Raw genomic sequence first — 16,944 nt, forward strand, 5'->3', positions numbered from 1 at the left:
GCAGGTCGGTCTTTTTGTGTAATCATTTTAGAGGAAAAGGAGTTTTTTCATGAAACACGAACTTCCTATTGTACATGCACTTCAACGTCACTTAGATCGAACGCCCATCTCATGGCATGTTCCTGGTCATAAGAATGGAACATTGACACCTCTTCCTGACTTCTTTAAATGGGACGTCACAGAATTACCTGGTCTAGATGATTTTCATCATCCGGAAGAGGCCATTGCAGACGCGATAGCTTTGCTGCAAAAAGTCTACGGTGCAAAAGCGAGTCATTTCCTTGTGAATGGTTCGACCGTTGGGAACTGGGCGATGCTTGCCGCTACAGCAGCAAGAGGAGAGCGTGTTTATGTACAGCGTAATTCGCATAAATCCGTGTTCAATGCGTTAGAATGGCTGGGGATCGAACCCATCTTTCTTGAACCAGACATCCATGAGGAAACGGGAATCAGTGGACATGTTTCACGTGAAACATTAAAGGAAGCGTTTACGAAATATCCAGGAGGAGTCGGCGTGTTTATCACTTCACCGACATATTACGGGGAAGCGGCTAACATCACGTCACTCGTTCAGCTCACAGCGTCGCATGAACTCCCTTTATTAGTGGATGAAGCACATGGTGCACACTTCGGTGAAGCATTTGGTGTACGCTCTGCATTTGAATTAGGAGCAACTGCTGTTGTCCAGTCTGCCCATAAAACACTTCCAGCACTGACGATGGGAGCATGGATGCATGAGCGATTTTCGGAAAAGATGAGAAGAAAGTTACAGCGAGCGCTTCAAGCGTTTCAGACCTCAAGTCCTTCATATTTACTGCTGGCTTCATTAGACTATGCCCGTTCCTATCGTGAACAATGGACAGTTAAAGGTATGTCAGATATTCAGGCTAGTCATGATACATTCATCGAAGCACTTCAACGGTTCGATCATATGACGGTCCTTCGCTTCGATGATTGGTCACGGATGACATTAACGTATGAGGGATATTCAGGAGATGCGTTGCTGCACGCGTTACGAGCTGTTCAACTCGATGCGGAATTTGCTCTAGGAGATCACGTCGTCTGTATTTTGCCACTTCGTCCGCTAGCAAAGTCTGAGCAGAATGACTGGGTCCATCGTGTCGAACGAGCCATTCAAATGATGAAATCAGAAGGAATTCCTTTGAAAAGGTATATCGAGCAACCAATTATGGGTAAAATACAGGTATCTGCTTTATCTTGTTCTTATGAACAGTTAGAACAAGCAACAGGTACGTTCCGTCAGCTGGATGAGTGTATCGGTCATGTTTCACTCGAAACGATTATTCCGTACCCGCCAGGCATTCCGTTGATCGTCAGAGGAGAACGCATTACGGCGGAACAGGTATTACGTTTACGACATTATCAAACCGTAGCCGTTCATTTGCAAGGAGGCGAACAATTGCAACGAGGAGCGTTACGCGTCATAGAGGAAGGGTTTGAAGAATGAAAGGTACGTTCATTACTGTCGAAGGACCGGATGGTGCCGGTAAAACGACACAACTACAATTGCTTGGCGATGTGTTAAAAGAAAAGGGCTATAACGTCATGACGACCCGCGAGCCAGGTGGCACACGCGTTGGAAATGAAATTCGTTCGTTGATTTTGAATCCTGATTTTGAAGAGATGAAAGAGATGACGGAAATTCTGCTGTATGCAGCGTCTCGTGCCCAGCATGTCGAGGAATTGATTCGACCAGCGTTAGAGGCAGGCACAATCGTTTTATGTGACCGATTCGTTGATGCGTCACTTGCGTATCAAGGATATGGTCTTGGACATCCGATTGATCTCGTGCGTAAAATCAATGATTCTGCAACAGGCGGGTTGGCGCCAGACCGGACGTATTTGTTTGATTTAACGGTAAAAGATTCTAAAAAACGAATGATGGACCGGGGAGCACTTGATCGAATCGAGCAGCGAGATGATGCGTTTCGTGCCCGCGTCTATGATGGTTTTCAGCAGATTGCGGCGTCGGATCCAGAACGAGTACAGATCGTACAGGCCAATCGATCGATTGAAGCGATTCATCAGGACTTAGTGGAAGATGTCATTACGTATTTAGAAGAAAAGGAGAGATTCTCATGAAAATGGTCATTACGATCGTCCAAGATAAAGATAGCTTACGTTTGGCGGAAGCACTTGTCGAGCATGATTTCCGAGCAACGAAACTGGCAACGACAGGTGGTTTTCTTAAAGAAGGGAACACGACGTTCATGATTGGTGTACAGAGTGAGCGTCTCGATGATTTGTTACGATTGATCAAAAAGAACTGTTCGAGCCGCGAACAGATGGTCTCTCCAATCTCACCAATGGGTGGTCATGCCGATTCTTATATCCCGTATCCCGTTGAAGTCCAGGTAGGCGGGGCAACGGTCTTCGTCTTGCCAATCGAAGGGTTTCATCAATTCTGATGCAGACGTTTCATGAACTGGAACAGACACAATCGGTCATTTCGACGATTCTTCAAAATTCGTTACGGAACGATCGAATCAATCACGCTTATATCTTTACCGGAGACTATGAGCCGCTTCTACTTGAAGCGGCTCACTTGTTCGCGAAAAGCCTTTTTTGTGAGGCACCGGTCGATGTAGAGCCGTGTGGTGTCTGTCGTAGCTGTCGGCGGATGGAAAGTGGCAACTTGGTCGATTATTATGAAATCGAACCAGATGGCGCGACCATCAAAAAAGAACAGATTCAACAATTGATGCATGATCTCTCACTCCGAGGACTCGAAGGCGATCGTCAGATTTATGTCATTACCCAGTCCCATAAGATGACTCCGCAGGCAGCGAACAGTTTGCTGAAGTTCTTTGAGGAACCAGGAGAAGGAAAAGTGGCCTTATTGTTGACGAATCAACCTCAACTCCTTTTACCGACAATTCGATCGCGGGGACAGTTATTAAGTTTTCGCCCAGCGGATCGTCAAATGATTGGCGAGGTTTTATCTGAAAAAACGGGACGGGACCACGAGTTGACGCAACTGGCAGCGCGTGTCTATCCAAAAGTCGAGGATGCGGAAGAAGCATTACTCGAAGACTGGTTTGTAAATGCGCGAGCGTCAGTGTTACAATTGATGGAGGAATTAGCGAATCGTCCGGCTGATTTACCGCTGTTCGTACAAGAGAAATGGATGGGACAATTCAAGAACCGTCAGGATGTCCGAATCGGTCTTGAACTCGTCACCTGTTTCTTCGAGGATGTCTTACGCCTGAAACTGAATCCGGCGTGGGAAGGTATGACCTATACGAATAGTAAACCCCGACTTGAACAGATGGGGTCCAAGAGCCAGACGACGATCACCCGCTGGTTGCAAGCTGTGCTTGCTGCAGTCCGACGGGTCGAAGCGAATGTTAATCCCCAATTAACAGTTGAGCGTCTCATGTTTGACTTACAGAAAGGGTAGAGCGACATGCTAGAAGTAGTAGGCGTTCGCTTTAAAGAAGCGGGCAAAATTTATTATTTTGCACCTGGACAAGAGTCATTATCACGAGGACAAGCAGTCATCGTTGAGACGGTACGGGGCATTGAATATGGCGAAGTGGTCATCGCCGATAAACAAATGGACGAAGAAGATGTGGTGTTGCCACTGAAATCCATTCTTCGAATTGCTGACGATAAGGATGCAATGATCGTCCGCGAAAATAAAGTCGCAGCGCTTGATGCGCATGCGGTATGTGTTGAAAAAATCCGTGAACATAAACTCGATATGAAATTGGTCGATGTCGAGTATACGTTTGACCGCAATAAGGTCATCTTCTACTTCACGGCAGAAGGACGTGTCGATTTTCGTGAGCTCGTCAAAGATTTAGCGGCGGTCTTCCGGACACGCATCGAACTCCGTCAAATCGGTGTTCGGGATGAAGCGAAGTTACTGGGAGGCATCGGTCCGTGTGGTCGTGTCTTATGTTGTTCATCTTTCCTCGGTGAGTTCGAACCGGTTTCGATCAAGATGGCAAAAGATCAAAATCTGTCGTTGAATCCGACGAAGATTTCAGGAGTATGTGGTCGTTTGATGTGCTGTCTGAAATATGAGAACGATACGTATGAAGAAATGCGCCGTGATTTGCCGGACTACGGAAAACGTTTGACAGTACCTGAAGGCGAAGGACGCGTCGTTGGTTTGAACATCCTCGATCAAGTCGTTCAAATCGAACTGAAGGATCGTTCCCGCGTCTTGACGTACTCAATGGAAGAACTATTATCCGTTGGTGCCGTAAAACCAAAACGACCAAAAGAATAACGGGGTGCATACGCGTGGAGAGAGTCGATAAAAAAGAAATCATTACGCGTGTCGATGCGATTGAGCAACAGATTCATTTGCTGACTGAGCATCTGAGCGTGTTAAAGGATCAGCTGGCTTACATGATGGAAGAGAACCAACATCTGTATCTGGAGAATCATCACCTTCGGGAAAAAGTCGAACGCGACGAACAGCAGCCGGTCACGGAAGCGGAAGAAGCGGAAGCGGGCGTCGGTGCGGGCTACGATAATCTCGGACGATTGTACCAGGAAGGGTTCCACATCTGTAACTTGCATTATGGACAAGTACGAAAAGACGGCGATTGTCTCTTTTGCTTATCCATGTTAACGAAACATTGAGAGGCTGACTTCTACATGAGTCAGTCTTTTTTTCGGAAAGGAAGACACGACATGTTTGAACTATTACCAGACGAACGACTTGATTATCTCTTAGGACAGGAAGGGAAAATCATTCAAAGTCCATCCGTCTTCTCGTATTCACTCGACGCGGCACTGCTCGCACGATTTGCGTGGGTCCCGATTCAACAGGGGCGGATTGCCGATCTCTGCTCAGGAAACGGTGCAATTCCACTCTTTTTATCCTACCGGACGAAAGGGCAGATCACGGGTCTTGAAATCCAGCCGCGACTAGCGGAGATGGCACGACGGAGCGTCACCTTGAATGAACTGAACGACCGGATTGAGATGATTGAAGGGGACGTCAAAGAGGCGGGTACGCGTCTTGGATACGGAATCTATGATGCTGTCACCTGTAATCCGCCTTATTTTTTAGCAAACGAGACATCGAACCAAAACCAAAGTGAACATTATACGATTGCAAGACATGAAGTTCTCTGTACCCTTGAAGACTGCATTCGAGGTGCATCTGATTTGTTGAAACAAGGCGGAAAAGCAGCGTTCGTCCATCGACCGGAACGACTGCTCGATATCGTTACCTTGATGCGGACGTATCGCTTGGAACCGAAACGGATGCAGCTGATTTATCCGAAAGCAGGGAAGGAAGCAAACATGCTGTTGATCGAGGGGATCAAGGATGCAAAACCTGGACTGAAGGTGCTTCCCCCGTTCATCGTCTATGAAGCGAACAACTCGTATGCGGCTCAGATGAAGGAACTGTTCAATGTCTGAGCATGCAGTCTATATCGTTCGTTGCCAAGATGATACGTATTATACGGGTTACGCGGTAGACGTCACGCAACGCATCGCGACACATAACGCAGGCAAGGGGGCGAAGTATACACGTGCCCGTCTACCGGTCGTCCTCGTTCATGAGGAAATTTTCGCGACAAAATCAGAAGCGATGAAGCGGGAATACGCGATTAAACAATTGACACGTTCACAGAAAGAGCGTTTGATTCAAGGAGGAACCTCATGAAAGCGACAAGTAGCTATCAACAGCAAGGAGTCGGTCTCTATATCGTCCCGACACCAATCGGCAATTTAGAAGACATGACGTATCGAGCTGTCCGGATCTTACAGGAATCCGATATCGTCGCAGCAGAAGATACCCGGCAGACGATGAAATTGTTTCGGCATTTTTCGATTGAGACGAAGCTGGTCAGTTACCACGAACACAATAAACAAACAAGTGGCGAACGACTACTCGCTGATTTAGAGGCGGGAAAGCAAATTGCCCTCGTCTCCGACGCCGGGATGCCCGGTATTTCGGACCCGGGAAGCGACTTGATCCGCCAAGCGATCGCAGCAGATATTCCTGTCATCGTTCTTCCGGGTGCGAACGCTGCATTGACAGCCCTTGTCGCGTCCGGTCTGTCGACAGAACGCTTTTTGTATTATGGTTTTTTGCCACGAAAGAAAAAAGAACGCCGCGAAGCGTTAGAGCAATTGAAATACGAATCAGGAACACTCATCTTTTATGAAGCACCGCATCGATTGAAAGAGATGTTGCAAGGGATCGAAGAAGTACTTGGTGATCGCCAGGTGACGTTAGCCCGAGAACTAACGAAACGGTATGAAGAGTATATTCGTGGAAGTGTGAGTGAATTACGCGCTTGGGCAGCAGAAGACGTTCGAGGTGAGTTCGTCGTCCTTGTCGAAGGATCAAACGAAGAACGACCGGATGCCGTCATTCAAGACAGTGATCCGCTCGAGCAAATCCGTCGGTATATCAAAGAGGGCGAAAAGCCGAATGCAGCGTTGAAGCGTGTCGCAAAAGAACGAGGACTGGATCGTCAGGAATTGTACCTCGCGTTTCACGAAGCAGATTAAAAAAAAGAAGCCCCGTTAAGGAGCTTCCTTTTTTGTTTATTCGTTGCTTGCGTAATGACGATCGAGGAAATCTTTTAATTCAACGAGAACGCGTTGTGCGCCATCTGGTGAAAGAATCAATTTACCATCAGCCAATTTGAAGTTATCTTCTGATACTTCACCTGTCACTTGGCAAGTCATGTTTGGTTTATATTTTTTAAGGATGATCTGTTCGTTGTCGACATAAATCTCGAGGGCATCCTTTTCTGCGATTTGAAGTGTACGGCGTAATTCGATTGGAATTACGACACGACCGAGCTCGTCTACTTTACGTACAATACCTGTTGATTTCATTTTGTTATTCCTCCTTTGATGTCATGGATCTCTTTTTCTTTTGAAAAATCGTCAAAATTCGACATCGTTTCTATAGAATGTAGAATACTAGACTTTCCAAAAGTAGTCAACCAATCTGAATAGTTTGAAATCAAAATGTCATTTATTTCTCAAAAAACCCATATTTGAAACGATTTATTAATGTATTTTCCCTTTTTAAAGGAAATGAAACTATAGAGTGTGTTTTTTTGTAATTTGATGTCTGATGTCAAAAAATGTTTCGATTCGACAAAAAGTGAATTTCGACATCAGTCCCGTAACAGCGTATAATAGCCTATAATGAAGATGGAAATAAGAGAACGGAGGAATAACATGGCAAAGACATTTTATATCACGACCCCGATTTATTATCCAAGTGCAAAACTACATATCGGTCACGCGTATACGACGGTGGCTGGAGATGCAATGGCACGGTACAAACGACTTCAAGGATTCGACGTCCGGTATTTGACAGGTAGCGATGAGCACGGTCAAAAGATCCAGGAAAAAGCAGCAGAAGCAGGTATTTCGGAACAGGCATTCGTCGATGGTGTCGTCGAGCAGATTAAAGTCTTATGGGATCGTCTCGACATCTCGTACGATGATTATATCCGGACGACAGAACCACGTCACAAGAAAGTCGTCGAAAAAGTGTTCGAGACACTTCTTGAATCAGGCGATATCTACCTAGGTGAATACGAAGGTTGGTATTCGATTCCGGATGAGACGTACTATACGGAATCACAACTCGTCGACGGAAAGAGCCCCGATAGTGGACACCCAGTCGAACTCGTTCGCGAAGAATGTTACTTCTTCCGGATCAGCAAGTACGCGGACCGTCTGCTTGAGTACTTTGAAGCGAATCCGTCATTTATCTTGCCAGAATCACGTAAACACGAAATGATCAATAACTTCATTAAACCGGGTCTCCAAGACTTAGCGGTCTCACGGACGACATTCAACTGGGGTGTACAAGTCCCATCGAATCCGAAGCACGTCGTCTACGTCTGGATCGATGCGTTGACGAACTATATCTCGTCACTCGGTTATGGTACGGACGATCATGGTAATTTCGATAAGTACTGGCCAGCAGATGTTCATCTCGTCGGAAAAGAAATCGTTCGTTTCCACACGATCATCTGGCCGGCACTCTTGATGGCACTTGATCTCCCATTACCGAAGAAAGTCTTCGCACACGGTTGGTTGTTGATGAAAGACGGAAAAATGTCGAAATCAAAAGGGAACGTCGTTGATCCGATCCCATTGACGGATCGTTACGGTCTTGACGCCCTTCGTTATTACTTGTTACGCGAAGTTCCATTCGGTTCAGATGGTATGTTCACACCTGAAGCATTCGTTGAGCGGATGAACTACGATTTAGCAAACGACCTTGGGAACTTACTCAACCGAACGATCGCGATGGTCACGAAATACTTTGACGGTGAGATCCCGGCCTATACAGGCAATGTGACACCGTTTGATGCGACACTCTCGGATCTTGCAAAAGAAACGGTCACGAAAGTCGAAGCATCGATGGAACATATGGAATTCTCTGTCGTGCTATCGAACATTTGGCAATTAATCAGCCGTGCCAATAAATACATCGATGAGACACAACCGTGGGTGCTTGCAAAAGACGAATCCAAAACGGCGGAACTCGGTTCGGTCATGGTGCATCTCGTCGGCGTCTTACGTCACGTGGCGATCATGTTGCAACCGTTCATGACGCGTTCACCAAAAGAGATCTTTGCGCAACTGGGTCTCTCTGGACAAGCGATGAACTGGGCAGCGCTCGAGAAATTCGCAGACATCGCACCAGGAACGAAAGTCGGTACAGCGACACCAATCTTCCCACGTCTCGACGTCAAAGAAGAAGTCGAAGCAATCGTCGACATGATGCGTCAAGCTTCTGCAGCACGTGTTGAGGAAGAAGAAGTTGAAGAAGAAGACGAAGATATTCGTCCAGAAACGACAATCGATGTCTTTGACCAGATCGAATTACGTGTCGGTGAAGTCGTGACGGCTGAAAAGATCAAAAAGGCGAAAAAACTATTGAAGCTACAAGTCGATATGGGCAAAGAAACACGCCAAATCGTCTCTGGTATCGCTCAGTGGTATGAGCCGGAAGATTTAGTCGGACGAAAAGTCATCGTCGTGGCGAACTTAAAACCGGTCACGTTACGTGGCGAACTCTCACAAGGAATGGTCCTTGCTGCTGAAAAAGCAGGAAAACTTGAACTAGCGACGGTCCCGTCAACGATGGCGAACGGCGCAAGCGTAAAATAAAACCGATGCCTGTGGACTTCATGTCACAGGCATTTTTTTAAAGAAGGAGTCGAACAGCTATGTTAATCGATACACACACTCACTTGAATGCAGACCAATTTGCGGACGACGTCCACGAGACGATCGAGCGGGCACGCGCGAACGGTGTCTCACCGATGATCGTCGTCGGATTTGATCACAAGACGATTGATCGTGCGATGGAACTCGTCGAAGCGTACGATGATCTTTATGCGGTCATCGGCTGGCATCCCGTCGACTCGATTGATTTTGACGAGGAAGCGTACCAAAAGGTCGAACGGTTGATGGATCACGAAAAAGTCGTTGCGCTCGGAGAAATTGGGCTCGATTATCACTGGGATACGTCACCGAAAGATGTGCAGCAAGAAGCTTTCCGCAAACAGATCCGTCTCGCGAAGCAGAAGAAAAAACCGATCGTCATCCATAACCGGGAAGCGACAGAAGATACGTTACGGATCCTTGAAGAAGAGGATGCAAAAGAAGTCGGAGGGATTCTGCATAGCTACAGCATGAGTGCTGAATTATTACCACGATGCCTGGCGATGAACTTCTACATTTCACTCGGAGGTCCCGTTACGTTCAAGAATGCGAAGATGCCGAAACGTGTCGCGCAGGAAGTCCCGCTCGATCGTCTACTCGTTGAGACGGATTGTCCGTACCTGACACCGACACCGCACCGCGGTAAACGCAACGAACCGGCTTACGTCCGATTCGTCGCCGAAGAGATCGCGCAGCTCCGTGGCATGATGTATGCTGACGTCGAAGCAGCGACGACGGAAAATGCAAAACGAGTCTTCCGTTTGCCATGATGCGTTCGTTGACGTTCATTACGATCGGGTGCAGCCTGCTACTTGCGGCAGCACTCGTCTATGGGATGATGGATCATCCACAAACCGTGACTGTCTTGATTGATGGTCAAGAACAGCAAATTGAAACGACAGCTGACTCTGTCTATGGAGCACTTGAAGAAGCCGGTATTACGACGCGTGACAATGATGTGATTGAACCAGCACTTAGTGCCGACCTGCCGAAAAAACGATTAATCGTCATTCAGCGGGCGAAAGAAATCACGCTGATCATGGGATATGGTGAGTCTCGTCGCGTTCGAACGCAAGCACGCCAAGTGAAGGATTTGCTGGCAGAACGCGGCATCAAAAAAGCGGAGACGGATGATATCTATCCGTCCTCTGACGCTGTGTTGACGAACGGAATGACCGTTCGGTACCGGGAAGCTTTTCCCGTTGATCTCGTCGTTGGTGGAAAAGCCCGACAAATCTACACGTATGAGACGTCAGTTCGGGAATTGTTAGCACGGGAAGGAATCCGTCTGCAAAAGGAAGACCGGGTCGCTCCGGATCCCGATACCCGCGTGACGGAAGGAACGTTGATCACGGTCAACACGACACGTCGTGCGACGTTGACGCAAGAACAGCTCGTGCCGTTTGAGATTGAAGAAGTCGAGGATCCAACTCTACCGGAAGGCGAACAACTCGTGACGGCATCAGGTCGTCCGGGTGTCCGAACGAAAAAGTATCAATTGACGTTAGCTGACGGTCTTAGCAAAGAGAAGAAACTGATTGATGACCAAGTGACACGGACACCGATCAAACAAGTCGTCAAGGTCGGAACAAAACCAATCGAGACGCCTACTGAAGCACCCGTCTTTAACGAAGAGCAGGCGACGAATCCACTAACTGAAACACCGAAAGCCGATGCGGACCTTGATTTTTCGAGTGCGAAGAGTTTGATGGTCGAAGCGACGGCGTATACGAACGACCCAGCTTCGAACGGCAGTCGTTTGTACAACGGACGTGCCTTGACCGCGACCGGGTATGACGTGACGGATACGATCACCTATCAAGGGATGCCGATCATCGCGGTTGATCCGAAAGTCATTCCGCTTGGAACGAAGGTCTACGTCGAAGGAGTGGGTCTTGCGATCGCCCTCGATACCGGTGGAGCCATCAAAGGAAATAAGATCGATGTCTTGGTCGATGGAGAACAAAAAGCGAAGACGTTCGGTCGAAAACAACTGCAAGTCTGGGTCATTCCTAGTGCAACGGAAGCGGACACGTGACGCTTCCTTGTTTTTTTCGTGGAAACAGGTACAATTACGAGAGTGTTTGAAGAAGGTGGAGAGATCATGCGGAAACGCTTAAAAGAAGTCATAGTCGTCGAAGGACGGGATGATACGACACGATTACAAGAAGTCTTTGATGTCGATACAATTGAAACGAACGGTTCAGCCGTTAATGAACAAACGATGCAACGCATCGAGAAGGCACTGGAACGACGCGGTGTCATCATCTTCACGGACCCTGATTTTCCAGGAGATCGTATCCGTGCCCGAATCAATGAACGCGTACCAGGCTGTAAACACGCCTATCTTCCTCGTGCCCAAGCAAAAGATAAGCGAGGGAAAATTGGTGTGGAGCATGCCTCACCTGCCGCAATCGAAGAGGCGCTCGCTGCTGTCTATGAGACGGAAGAAGCACCGGTTGCCGAAGTGACACGTGAGATGATTCTAGCAGCCGATTTGATTGGTGGACCAGCAGCCTCGATCCGTCGTCGTCGTCTCGGTCAGATTCTTGCGATTGGTGAACCGAATGCAAAACAACTCGTCAAACGCGTCGCATCGATCCGAATCACGCGGGCGGAATGGGAAGCGGCATTGAAACAATTAGAGGAGGAAGAAGTTTGAAAGACATTGCTACATTGCACCGGACGAAAGAAATTTTAGCGAAACATGGCTTTTCGTTTAAAAAATCGTTGGGACAAAACTTTTTAATCGATTTAAACGTATTAGGAAACATCGTCGGGGCAGCTGGATTAACGCCTGAAAGCGGCGTACTCGAGATCGGACCAGGAATCGGCTCATTGACGGAACAATCGGCGAAACAGGCGAAAAAAGTCGTCGCTCTTGAAATCGATCAGCGGTTGCTACCGATTCTTGACGATACACTTTCACCGTATCCTCATACGAAGGTCATTCACGGCGATGCTCTTGAACTTGATCTTTCGACGATCGTCGCAGAAGAGTTCACGCAAGAAGGCATCACTGATATTGCCGTCGTCGCGAACCTCCCGTATTACGTCACGACACCGATCATCATGCGGATTCTCGAAGCGAAAGCACCGTTTCGGACGCTCGTCATGATGATTCAAAAGGAAGTCGCTGAACGAATCGGTGCAAAACCGGGCACGAAAGCATACGGTTCTCTATCGATCGCGATTCAGTATTATGCGGAAGCTGAAGTCTGCTTCACGGTTCCAAAACAAGTCTTCATTCCGGCACCAAATGTCGATTCAGCAGTCATCCGTTTGAACATTCGAAAAGAGCCGGCGGTACAGACACAGGATGAGGCATTATTCTTCGAAATCGTCCGAGCAAGTTTTGCACAACGCCGGAAAACGATTTTGAACAACTTGACGACACACTTCGGGAAGACGGAAAAGGCGGCGGTCGAAGCGGCATTGTTGGAAGCTGGAATCGAACCACGTCGTCGCGGAGAAACGCTCAGCCTGCAGGAATTCGCACAGTTAGCGGATGCACTTTTGCCAATTAAAAAACGTTGACGGATACGATTAGAACAGATATAATATTTCCCCTTTCTAATATTTATTTAATATGCTATAATAAATATTAGTGAGGTGAAGCGTATGCCAAAGACGTTGAACGAAATCAGACATGTTTTCGAAACACATGTTGGTGAAAGACTGACGCTAAAAGCAAGCGGCGGTCGTAAAAAGGTCGTAACCCGAATCGGAACGCTCGTTGAGACGTATCCTTCGGTGTTTGTAGTCAAGCTAGACGCAGAGCGCCACAATGTCGAGCGAGTTTCTTATAGCTACGCCGACGTGCTAACAGACTCCGTACAAATCGAATTTGCGAATTCGTAAACTTACCTTCCGAAGCGGACAAAATGTTCGCTTCTTTTTTTGTGGAAAGGTTGATACAATTCCTACAGGAAACGAACTAGAGGAGGAACGGCACGATGACGATTATTGTAAAGGCTCCGGCCAAGATCAACCTAGTCCTGGATGCGACGGCAAAGCGCCCGGACGGCTATCACGATGTACATATGGTGATGACGACAGTCGATTTGGCAGACCGTCTAGAATTGACGGAGCTGCCGTCAGGAGAAATTCGAATGAATGCCCAGCACGCTTACGTTCCGAACGACGAACGTAATCTTGCGTATAAAGCAGCAGCAATCTTAAAAGAAAAATACGACGTCAAGACAGGGGTCGAAATCTTCTTAGAGAAACACATCCCGGTCGCAGCGGGACTTGCAGGTGGTTCTAGTGACGCAGCAGCGACATTACGTGGTTTGAACGAGTTATGGCAACTCGGTTTGACGCTGGAAGAGTTGGCGGAAGTCGGCGCGGCGGTTGGTTCTGACGTACCGTTTTGTGTCATGGGAGGAACAGCGATCGCAACGGGTCGCGGAGAGAAGCTAGAAAAACTTGTCTCACCACCCCCGTGTTGGGTCGTTCTTGCCAAACCGACGATCGGTGTATCGACGGCTGACGTCTATGGTGCCCTTGACTTGAACACGGCAAAACGTCCGAACGTCGAAGCGATGATCGATGCGGTGAAGGCGCAAGATTTCCAAGGTATTTGCCAGTCACTTGGGAATGTTCTCGAATCGGTCACGTTGCCGATGCACCCGGAAGTCGAGCAAATCAAGGAATTCATGGCGAGTTGTGGCGCAGAAGGCGTCTTGATGAGCGGAAGTGGTCCGACGGTCTTTGCATTGACGGAACACGAGAATCGGGCACAACGTCTCTATAATGGATTACGCGGCTTTTGTAACGAAGTCTACGTCGTTCGTCTTTTAGGCGAAAACCATTGATAATATCCGTATGAAAATGATATATTCACTATTGAATATTCGGAATTACGGAGAGGTGGAACAAAACAAATGAAAATTCGGAGAAGTGGTCGATTGGTCGACATGACGCGGTACTTGCTTGACCATCCCCATCATCTCGTCTCATTGACGATTTTTGCAGAACGTTATAAATCGGCGAAATCGTCGATCAGTGAAGATTTAGATATCGTCAGCGAGATGTTAGAGCATGAGGGAACGGGTCGTCTCGTCACGGTACCAGGTGCTGCGGGTGGCGTCATGTTCATCCCGACGTGGAGCAGTAAGAAGGCGTTACCGTTCATCGACGATCTATGTGAACGTGTCGCACGTCCAGATCGACTGTTGCCAGGGGGATACCTTTATTTGACGGACTTACTCGGGGATCCGAAGATGGTCAAACAAATGGGGCAAGTGTTTGCATCTGTCTTTAGCCAAAAGAAAGTCGATGTCGTCATGACAATCGCGACGAAAGGGATTCCACTTGCTTATGCGGTCGCTGAGCAACTTGGTGTGCCGTTCGTCATCGTGCGTTCGGATAGTCGCGTGACAGAAGGTTCAACGGTCAGTATCAACTATGTCTCAGGTTCTTCAAAAGCGATTCGGACGATGGCACTTGCGCGCCGGAGTTTACCACGTGGGGCGAACGTCTTATTGATCGATGACTTCATGAAAGCCGGCGGAACGATTCGCGGAATGATGAGTCTCTTGAGCGAGTTCGAAGCAAAGGTCGCAGGTGTGGGTGTCTTGATCGAGGCAGAGGGTGCCGAGAAGAAGATGGTTAACGAATACGTCAGCTTAATGAAATTAGCGGACGTCGACGTCGATCTTGGTCAAATTCAAGTCAAGCGCGGAAACGTCGATCACTATTTCTCGGAAGCAGAGACTACCTGAAATTGACAGCCGCATGGATTGTAACTATACTGTAATTATCAAACTTTTGGAAATTATGCGTAAAAAGATTGGGAAAGACTAAACCTTTGTTTGTTTTAAGCCGTAAGTAGAAGTAGACAACGAAGAGTTGTGACAACGGTTAAAGGGGTGCGGACAAAATGAACGTTACGGACGTTAAAATTCGTCGCGTCGTGGCAGAGGGTCGAATGAAAGCACTTGCCTCTATTACGCTCGACCATGAATTCGTGGTACATGATTTGCGTGTGATCGAAGGGAACAGTGGTCTCTTCGTCGCCATGCCAAGCAAACGAACGCAAGAAGGTATCTTCCGGGATGTCGCTCATCCAATCAATGCATTAATGCGAAAAAAGGTCGAAGATTCAGTACTCGAAGCCTATGCGGCACGTGAGGATCAAGAAGAAGGTCTCGGTTACGAAGTCTCTTCTGCCCAAACGACAAATCAAGCATAAGAAAAAGACAGGTTTTCTCTTCTTGGGAAAACCTGTCTTTTTTCTCGTTTTTTCCTCGATTCCGCTTCGTCCCATCATTGAATAACGATGCCATTTTCGTTATAGTTGGAACGAGTGTACTATTTCAGAACGAAATCAACACTAATTTACGTGGAGGAGCGACAAGGATGAATCATTTCGCGGTAATTCTAGCAGCGGGTAAAGGAACTCGGATGAAATCGAAGCTTTACAAAGTACTTCACCCAGTCGCTGGGAAACCTATGGTACAGCACGTCGTCGATCAATTAGCGACGCTCGGCGTCAAGCGACAGGTCGTCATCGTCGGTCACGGTGCGGAATCCGTCAAAGAAGTGCTTGGCACATCGGTGGAATACGCACTTCAAAGTGAGCAGCTTGGCACAGGTCATGCTGTTCAAATGGCAGAACCCGTACTCGGGAACGAACAGGGAGCAACACTCGTCGTCTGTGGCGATACACCACTCTTGACGAGCGAGACACTGTCTTCATTGTTACAACATCATACGGATACGAACGCAAAAGTGACTGTCTTGACGGCACTCGCTGACGATCCGACAGGTTACGGACGAATCGTGCGTGGCGAAGATGGAAACGTCTCGAAAATCGTCGAGCACAAGGATGCGAATGCAGAAGAACTTGCACTTCGGGAAATCAATACCGGTACGTATGTATTTGATAACGAGATGTTGTTCGCAACGCTGAAGCAGGTCAAGAACGATAACGCGCAAGGTGAGTATTACTTACCAGACGTGATTGAGATTGCTAAAGCAGCAGGCGAAACGATCGCAGCGTATGCGGCACCTACGTTCGAAGAGACAATCGGTGTCAACGATCGCGTCGCACTTGCGCAAGCGGAAACATCGATGCGTAAGCGGACGAACGAGTACTGGATGCGTCAAGGTGTCACGTTCGTTGACCCGTCTTCGACGTATATCGGACCGGACGTCACGATTGGTTCAGATACTGTTCTTTATCCGGGAACACAATTACTCGGTCACACGGTCATTGGTTCAGAATGTACGATTGGTCCGAACTCGGATATCCGCAATAGTGAAGTGGCAGATGGCGCCACTGTTCGTCAATCCGTCGTCACGGATAGCAAGGTTGGTCCTGCGGCACAAGTCGGTCCATTCGCGCATTTACGTCAGCAAGCGGTTCTCGGTGCGAACACACGCGTCGGAAACTTCGTTGAGATCAAAAAATCAACATTTGGCGAAGGTAGCAAATCAGCACACCTGAGCTATGTCGGAGATGCGACGATTGGAGAGAACGTCAACCTCGGTTGTGGATCGATCACGGTCAACTACGATGGAAAAAATAAATTCCAGACGATCATTGAGGACGATGCCTTCATCGGCTGTAACGTCAACTTGATCGCACCGGTCACGGTCGGCAAGAATGCCCTTGTTGCTGCCGGATCAACCGTCACGGATGATGTGCCGGAAAACGGTCTCGCGATCGCACGGGAACGTCAAACGACGAAACCCGATTATCGTTAATTCATTACTTGTCGCTCTACTCGTCTAAAC

20 protein-coding genes are annotated in these 16,944 nt (G+C 47.9%); 19 read left to right on the plus strand and 1 reads right to left on the minus strand.

Going from position 1 to position 16,944, the window contains the following annotated elements:
• Nucleotides 1-49 precede the first annotated feature (49 nt).
• From B4C70_RS11450 to rsmI, 9 genes are read left to right on the plus strand one after another with little or no spacing between them, the layout of a single operon-like run.
• A complete protein-coding gene (locus tag B4C70_RS11450) occupies nt 50-1,468 on the plus strand; it encodes an aminotransferase class I/II-fold pyridoxal phosphate-dependent enzyme (protein WP_290779542.1) in 1,419 nt (472 codons plus the stop codon).
• The gene (gene tmk / locus B4C70_RS11455) at nt 1,465-2,103 is read left to right on the plus strand and encodes a dTMP kinase (RefSeq protein WP_290779545.1); all 639 of its coding nucleotides are present in this window, start codon (nt 1,465-1,467) and stop codon (nt 2,101-2,103) included. Before B4C70_RS11450 ends, tmk begins: the two co-directional genes overlap by 4 nt.
• A complete protein-coding gene (locus B4C70_RS11460) occupies nt 2,100-2,429 on the plus strand; it encodes a cyclic-di-AMP receptor (RefSeq protein ID WP_023466519.1) in 330 nt (109 codons plus the stop codon). The genes tmk and B4C70_RS11460 overlap by 4 nt, the downstream gene beginning before the upstream one ends.
• The gene (locus tag B4C70_RS11465) at nt 2,429-3,421 is read left to right on the plus strand and encodes a DNA polymerase III subunit delta' (RefSeq protein ID WP_290779549.1); all 993 of its coding nucleotides are present in this window, start codon (nt 2,429-2,431) and stop codon (nt 3,419-3,421) included. The genes B4C70_RS11460 and B4C70_RS11465 overlap by 1 nt, the downstream gene beginning before the upstream one ends.
• A 6-nt stretch (nt 3,422-3,427) precedes the next feature.
• Nucleotides 3,428-4,258, plus strand: a complete 831-nt coding sequence (locus tag B4C70_RS11470; protein WP_029343044.1) for a PSP1 domain-containing protein — start codon at nt 3,428-3,430, stop codon at nt 4,256-4,258.
• An 8-nt stretch (nt 4,259-4,266) separates the two neighbouring features.
• The gene (gene yabA / locus B4C70_RS11475; protein ID WP_119182633.1) at nt 4,267-4,617 is read left to right on the plus strand and encodes a DNA replication initiation control protein YabA; all 351 of its coding nucleotides are present in this window, start codon (nt 4,267-4,269) and stop codon (nt 4,615-4,617) included.
• A 51-nt stretch (nt 4,618-4,668) separates the two neighbouring features.
• A complete protein-coding gene (locus B4C70_RS11480; protein WP_064301041.1) occupies nt 4,669-5,406 on the plus strand; it encodes a tRNA1(Val) (adenine(37)-N6)-methyltransferase in 738 nt (245 codons plus the stop codon).
• Entirely contained in the window at nt 5,399-5,653 is a 255-nt protein-coding gene (locus tag B4C70_RS11485; RefSeq protein WP_035413209.1) for a GIY-YIG nuclease family protein, read from the plus strand. The genes B4C70_RS11480 and B4C70_RS11485 overlap by 8 nt, the downstream gene beginning before the upstream one ends.
• A complete protein-coding gene (rsmI, locus tag B4C70_RS11490; protein ID WP_290779553.1) occupies nt 5,650-6,507 on the plus strand; it encodes a 16S rRNA (cytidine(1402)-2'-O)-methyltransferase in 858 nt (285 codons plus the stop codon). Before B4C70_RS11485 ends, rsmI begins: the two co-directional genes overlap by 4 nt.
• Before the next feature lie 36 nt (nt 6,508-6,543).
• Here the strand turns inward: rsmI and B4C70_RS11495 are convergent, their stop codons facing one another.
• Nucleotides 6,544-6,840, minus strand: a complete 297-nt coding sequence (locus B4C70_RS11495) for an AbrB/MazE/SpoVT family DNA-binding domain-containing protein (protein WP_023466531.1) — start codon at nt 6,838-6,840, stop codon at nt 6,544-6,546.
• A gap of 324 nt (nt 6,841-7,164) precedes the next feature.
• On the opposite strand from B4C70_RS11495, the gene metG reads away from it, so the two are divergent.
• From metG to glmU, 10 genes are all read left to right on the plus strand, one after another.
• Nucleotides 7,165-9,144, plus strand: a complete 1,980-nt coding sequence (metG, locus tag B4C70_RS11500; RefSeq protein ID WP_290779556.1) for a methionine--tRNA ligase — start codon at nt 7,165-7,167, stop codon at nt 9,142-9,144.
• Between the two features lie 59 nt (nt 9,145-9,203).
• The gene (locus B4C70_RS11505; protein ID WP_023466535.1) at nt 9,204-9,971 is read left to right on the plus strand and encodes a TatD family hydrolase; all 768 of its coding nucleotides are present in this window, start codon (nt 9,204-9,206) and stop codon (nt 9,969-9,971) included.
• Nucleotides 9,968-11,239: a 3D domain-containing protein gene (locus tag B4C70_RS11510; RefSeq protein ID WP_290779559.1), complete on the plus strand. Its 1,272-nt coding sequence runs from the start codon at nt 9,968-9,970 to the stop codon at nt 11,237-11,239. The genes B4C70_RS11505 and B4C70_RS11510 overlap by 4 nt, the downstream gene beginning before the upstream one ends.
• A gap of 66 nt (nt 11,240-11,305) precedes the next feature.
• Nucleotides 11,306-11,863 carry a ribonuclease M5 gene (gene rnmV, locus B4C70_RS11515; RefSeq protein ID WP_023466539.1) on the plus strand — a complete coding sequence of 186 codons (558 nt, stop codon included), beginning with the start codon at nt 11,306-11,308 and terminating at the stop codon, nt 11,861-11,863.
• Nucleotides 11,860-12,738, plus strand: coding sequence for a 16S rRNA (adenine(1518)-N(6)/adenine(1519)-N(6))-dimethyltransferase RsmA (gene rsmA / locus B4C70_RS11520; protein WP_023466540.1), 879 nt, complete (start codon nt 11,860-11,862; stop codon nt 12,736-12,738). The genes rnmV and rsmA overlap by 4 nt, the downstream gene beginning before the upstream one ends.
• An 84-nt stretch (nt 12,739-12,822) precedes the next feature.
• The gene (locus tag B4C70_RS11525) at nt 12,823-13,062 is read left to right on the plus strand and encodes a Veg family protein (protein WP_012368950.1); all 240 of its coding nucleotides are present in this window, start codon (nt 12,823-12,825) and stop codon (nt 13,060-13,062) included.
• Between the two features lie 95 nt (nt 13,063-13,157).
• Entirely contained in the window at nt 13,158-14,018 is an 861-nt protein-coding gene (ispE, locus tag B4C70_RS11530) for a 4-(cytidine 5'-diphospho)-2-C-methyl-D-erythritol kinase (protein ID WP_023466542.1), read from the plus strand.
• 69 nt (nt 14,019-14,087) lie between these two features.
• Complete coding sequence (gene purR / locus B4C70_RS11535; protein WP_023466544.1) at nt 14,088-14,927, plus strand: pur operon repressor; 840 nt, start codon at nt 14,088-14,090, stop codon at nt 14,925-14,927.
• A gap of 158 nt (nt 14,928-15,085) precedes the next feature.
• A complete protein-coding gene (gene spoVG, locus B4C70_RS11540) occupies nt 15,086-15,397 on the plus strand; it encodes a septation regulator SpoVG (RefSeq protein ID WP_290779562.1) in 312 nt (103 codons plus the stop codon).
• A 167-nt stretch (nt 15,398-15,564) separates the two neighbouring features.
• Entirely contained in the window at nt 15,565-16,914 is a 1,350-nt protein-coding gene (glmU, locus tag B4C70_RS11545; protein WP_290779564.1) for a bifunctional UDP-N-acetylglucosamine diphosphorylase/glucosamine-1-phosphate N-acetyltransferase GlmU, read from the plus strand.
• Nucleotides 16,915-16,944 lie beyond the last annotated feature (30 nt).

It is taken from the genome of Exiguobacterium sp. UBA5002 (genome assembly GCF_002396765.1).
GTDB lineage: Bacteria > Bacillota > Bacilli > Exiguobacteriales > Exiguobacteriaceae > Exiguobacterium_A.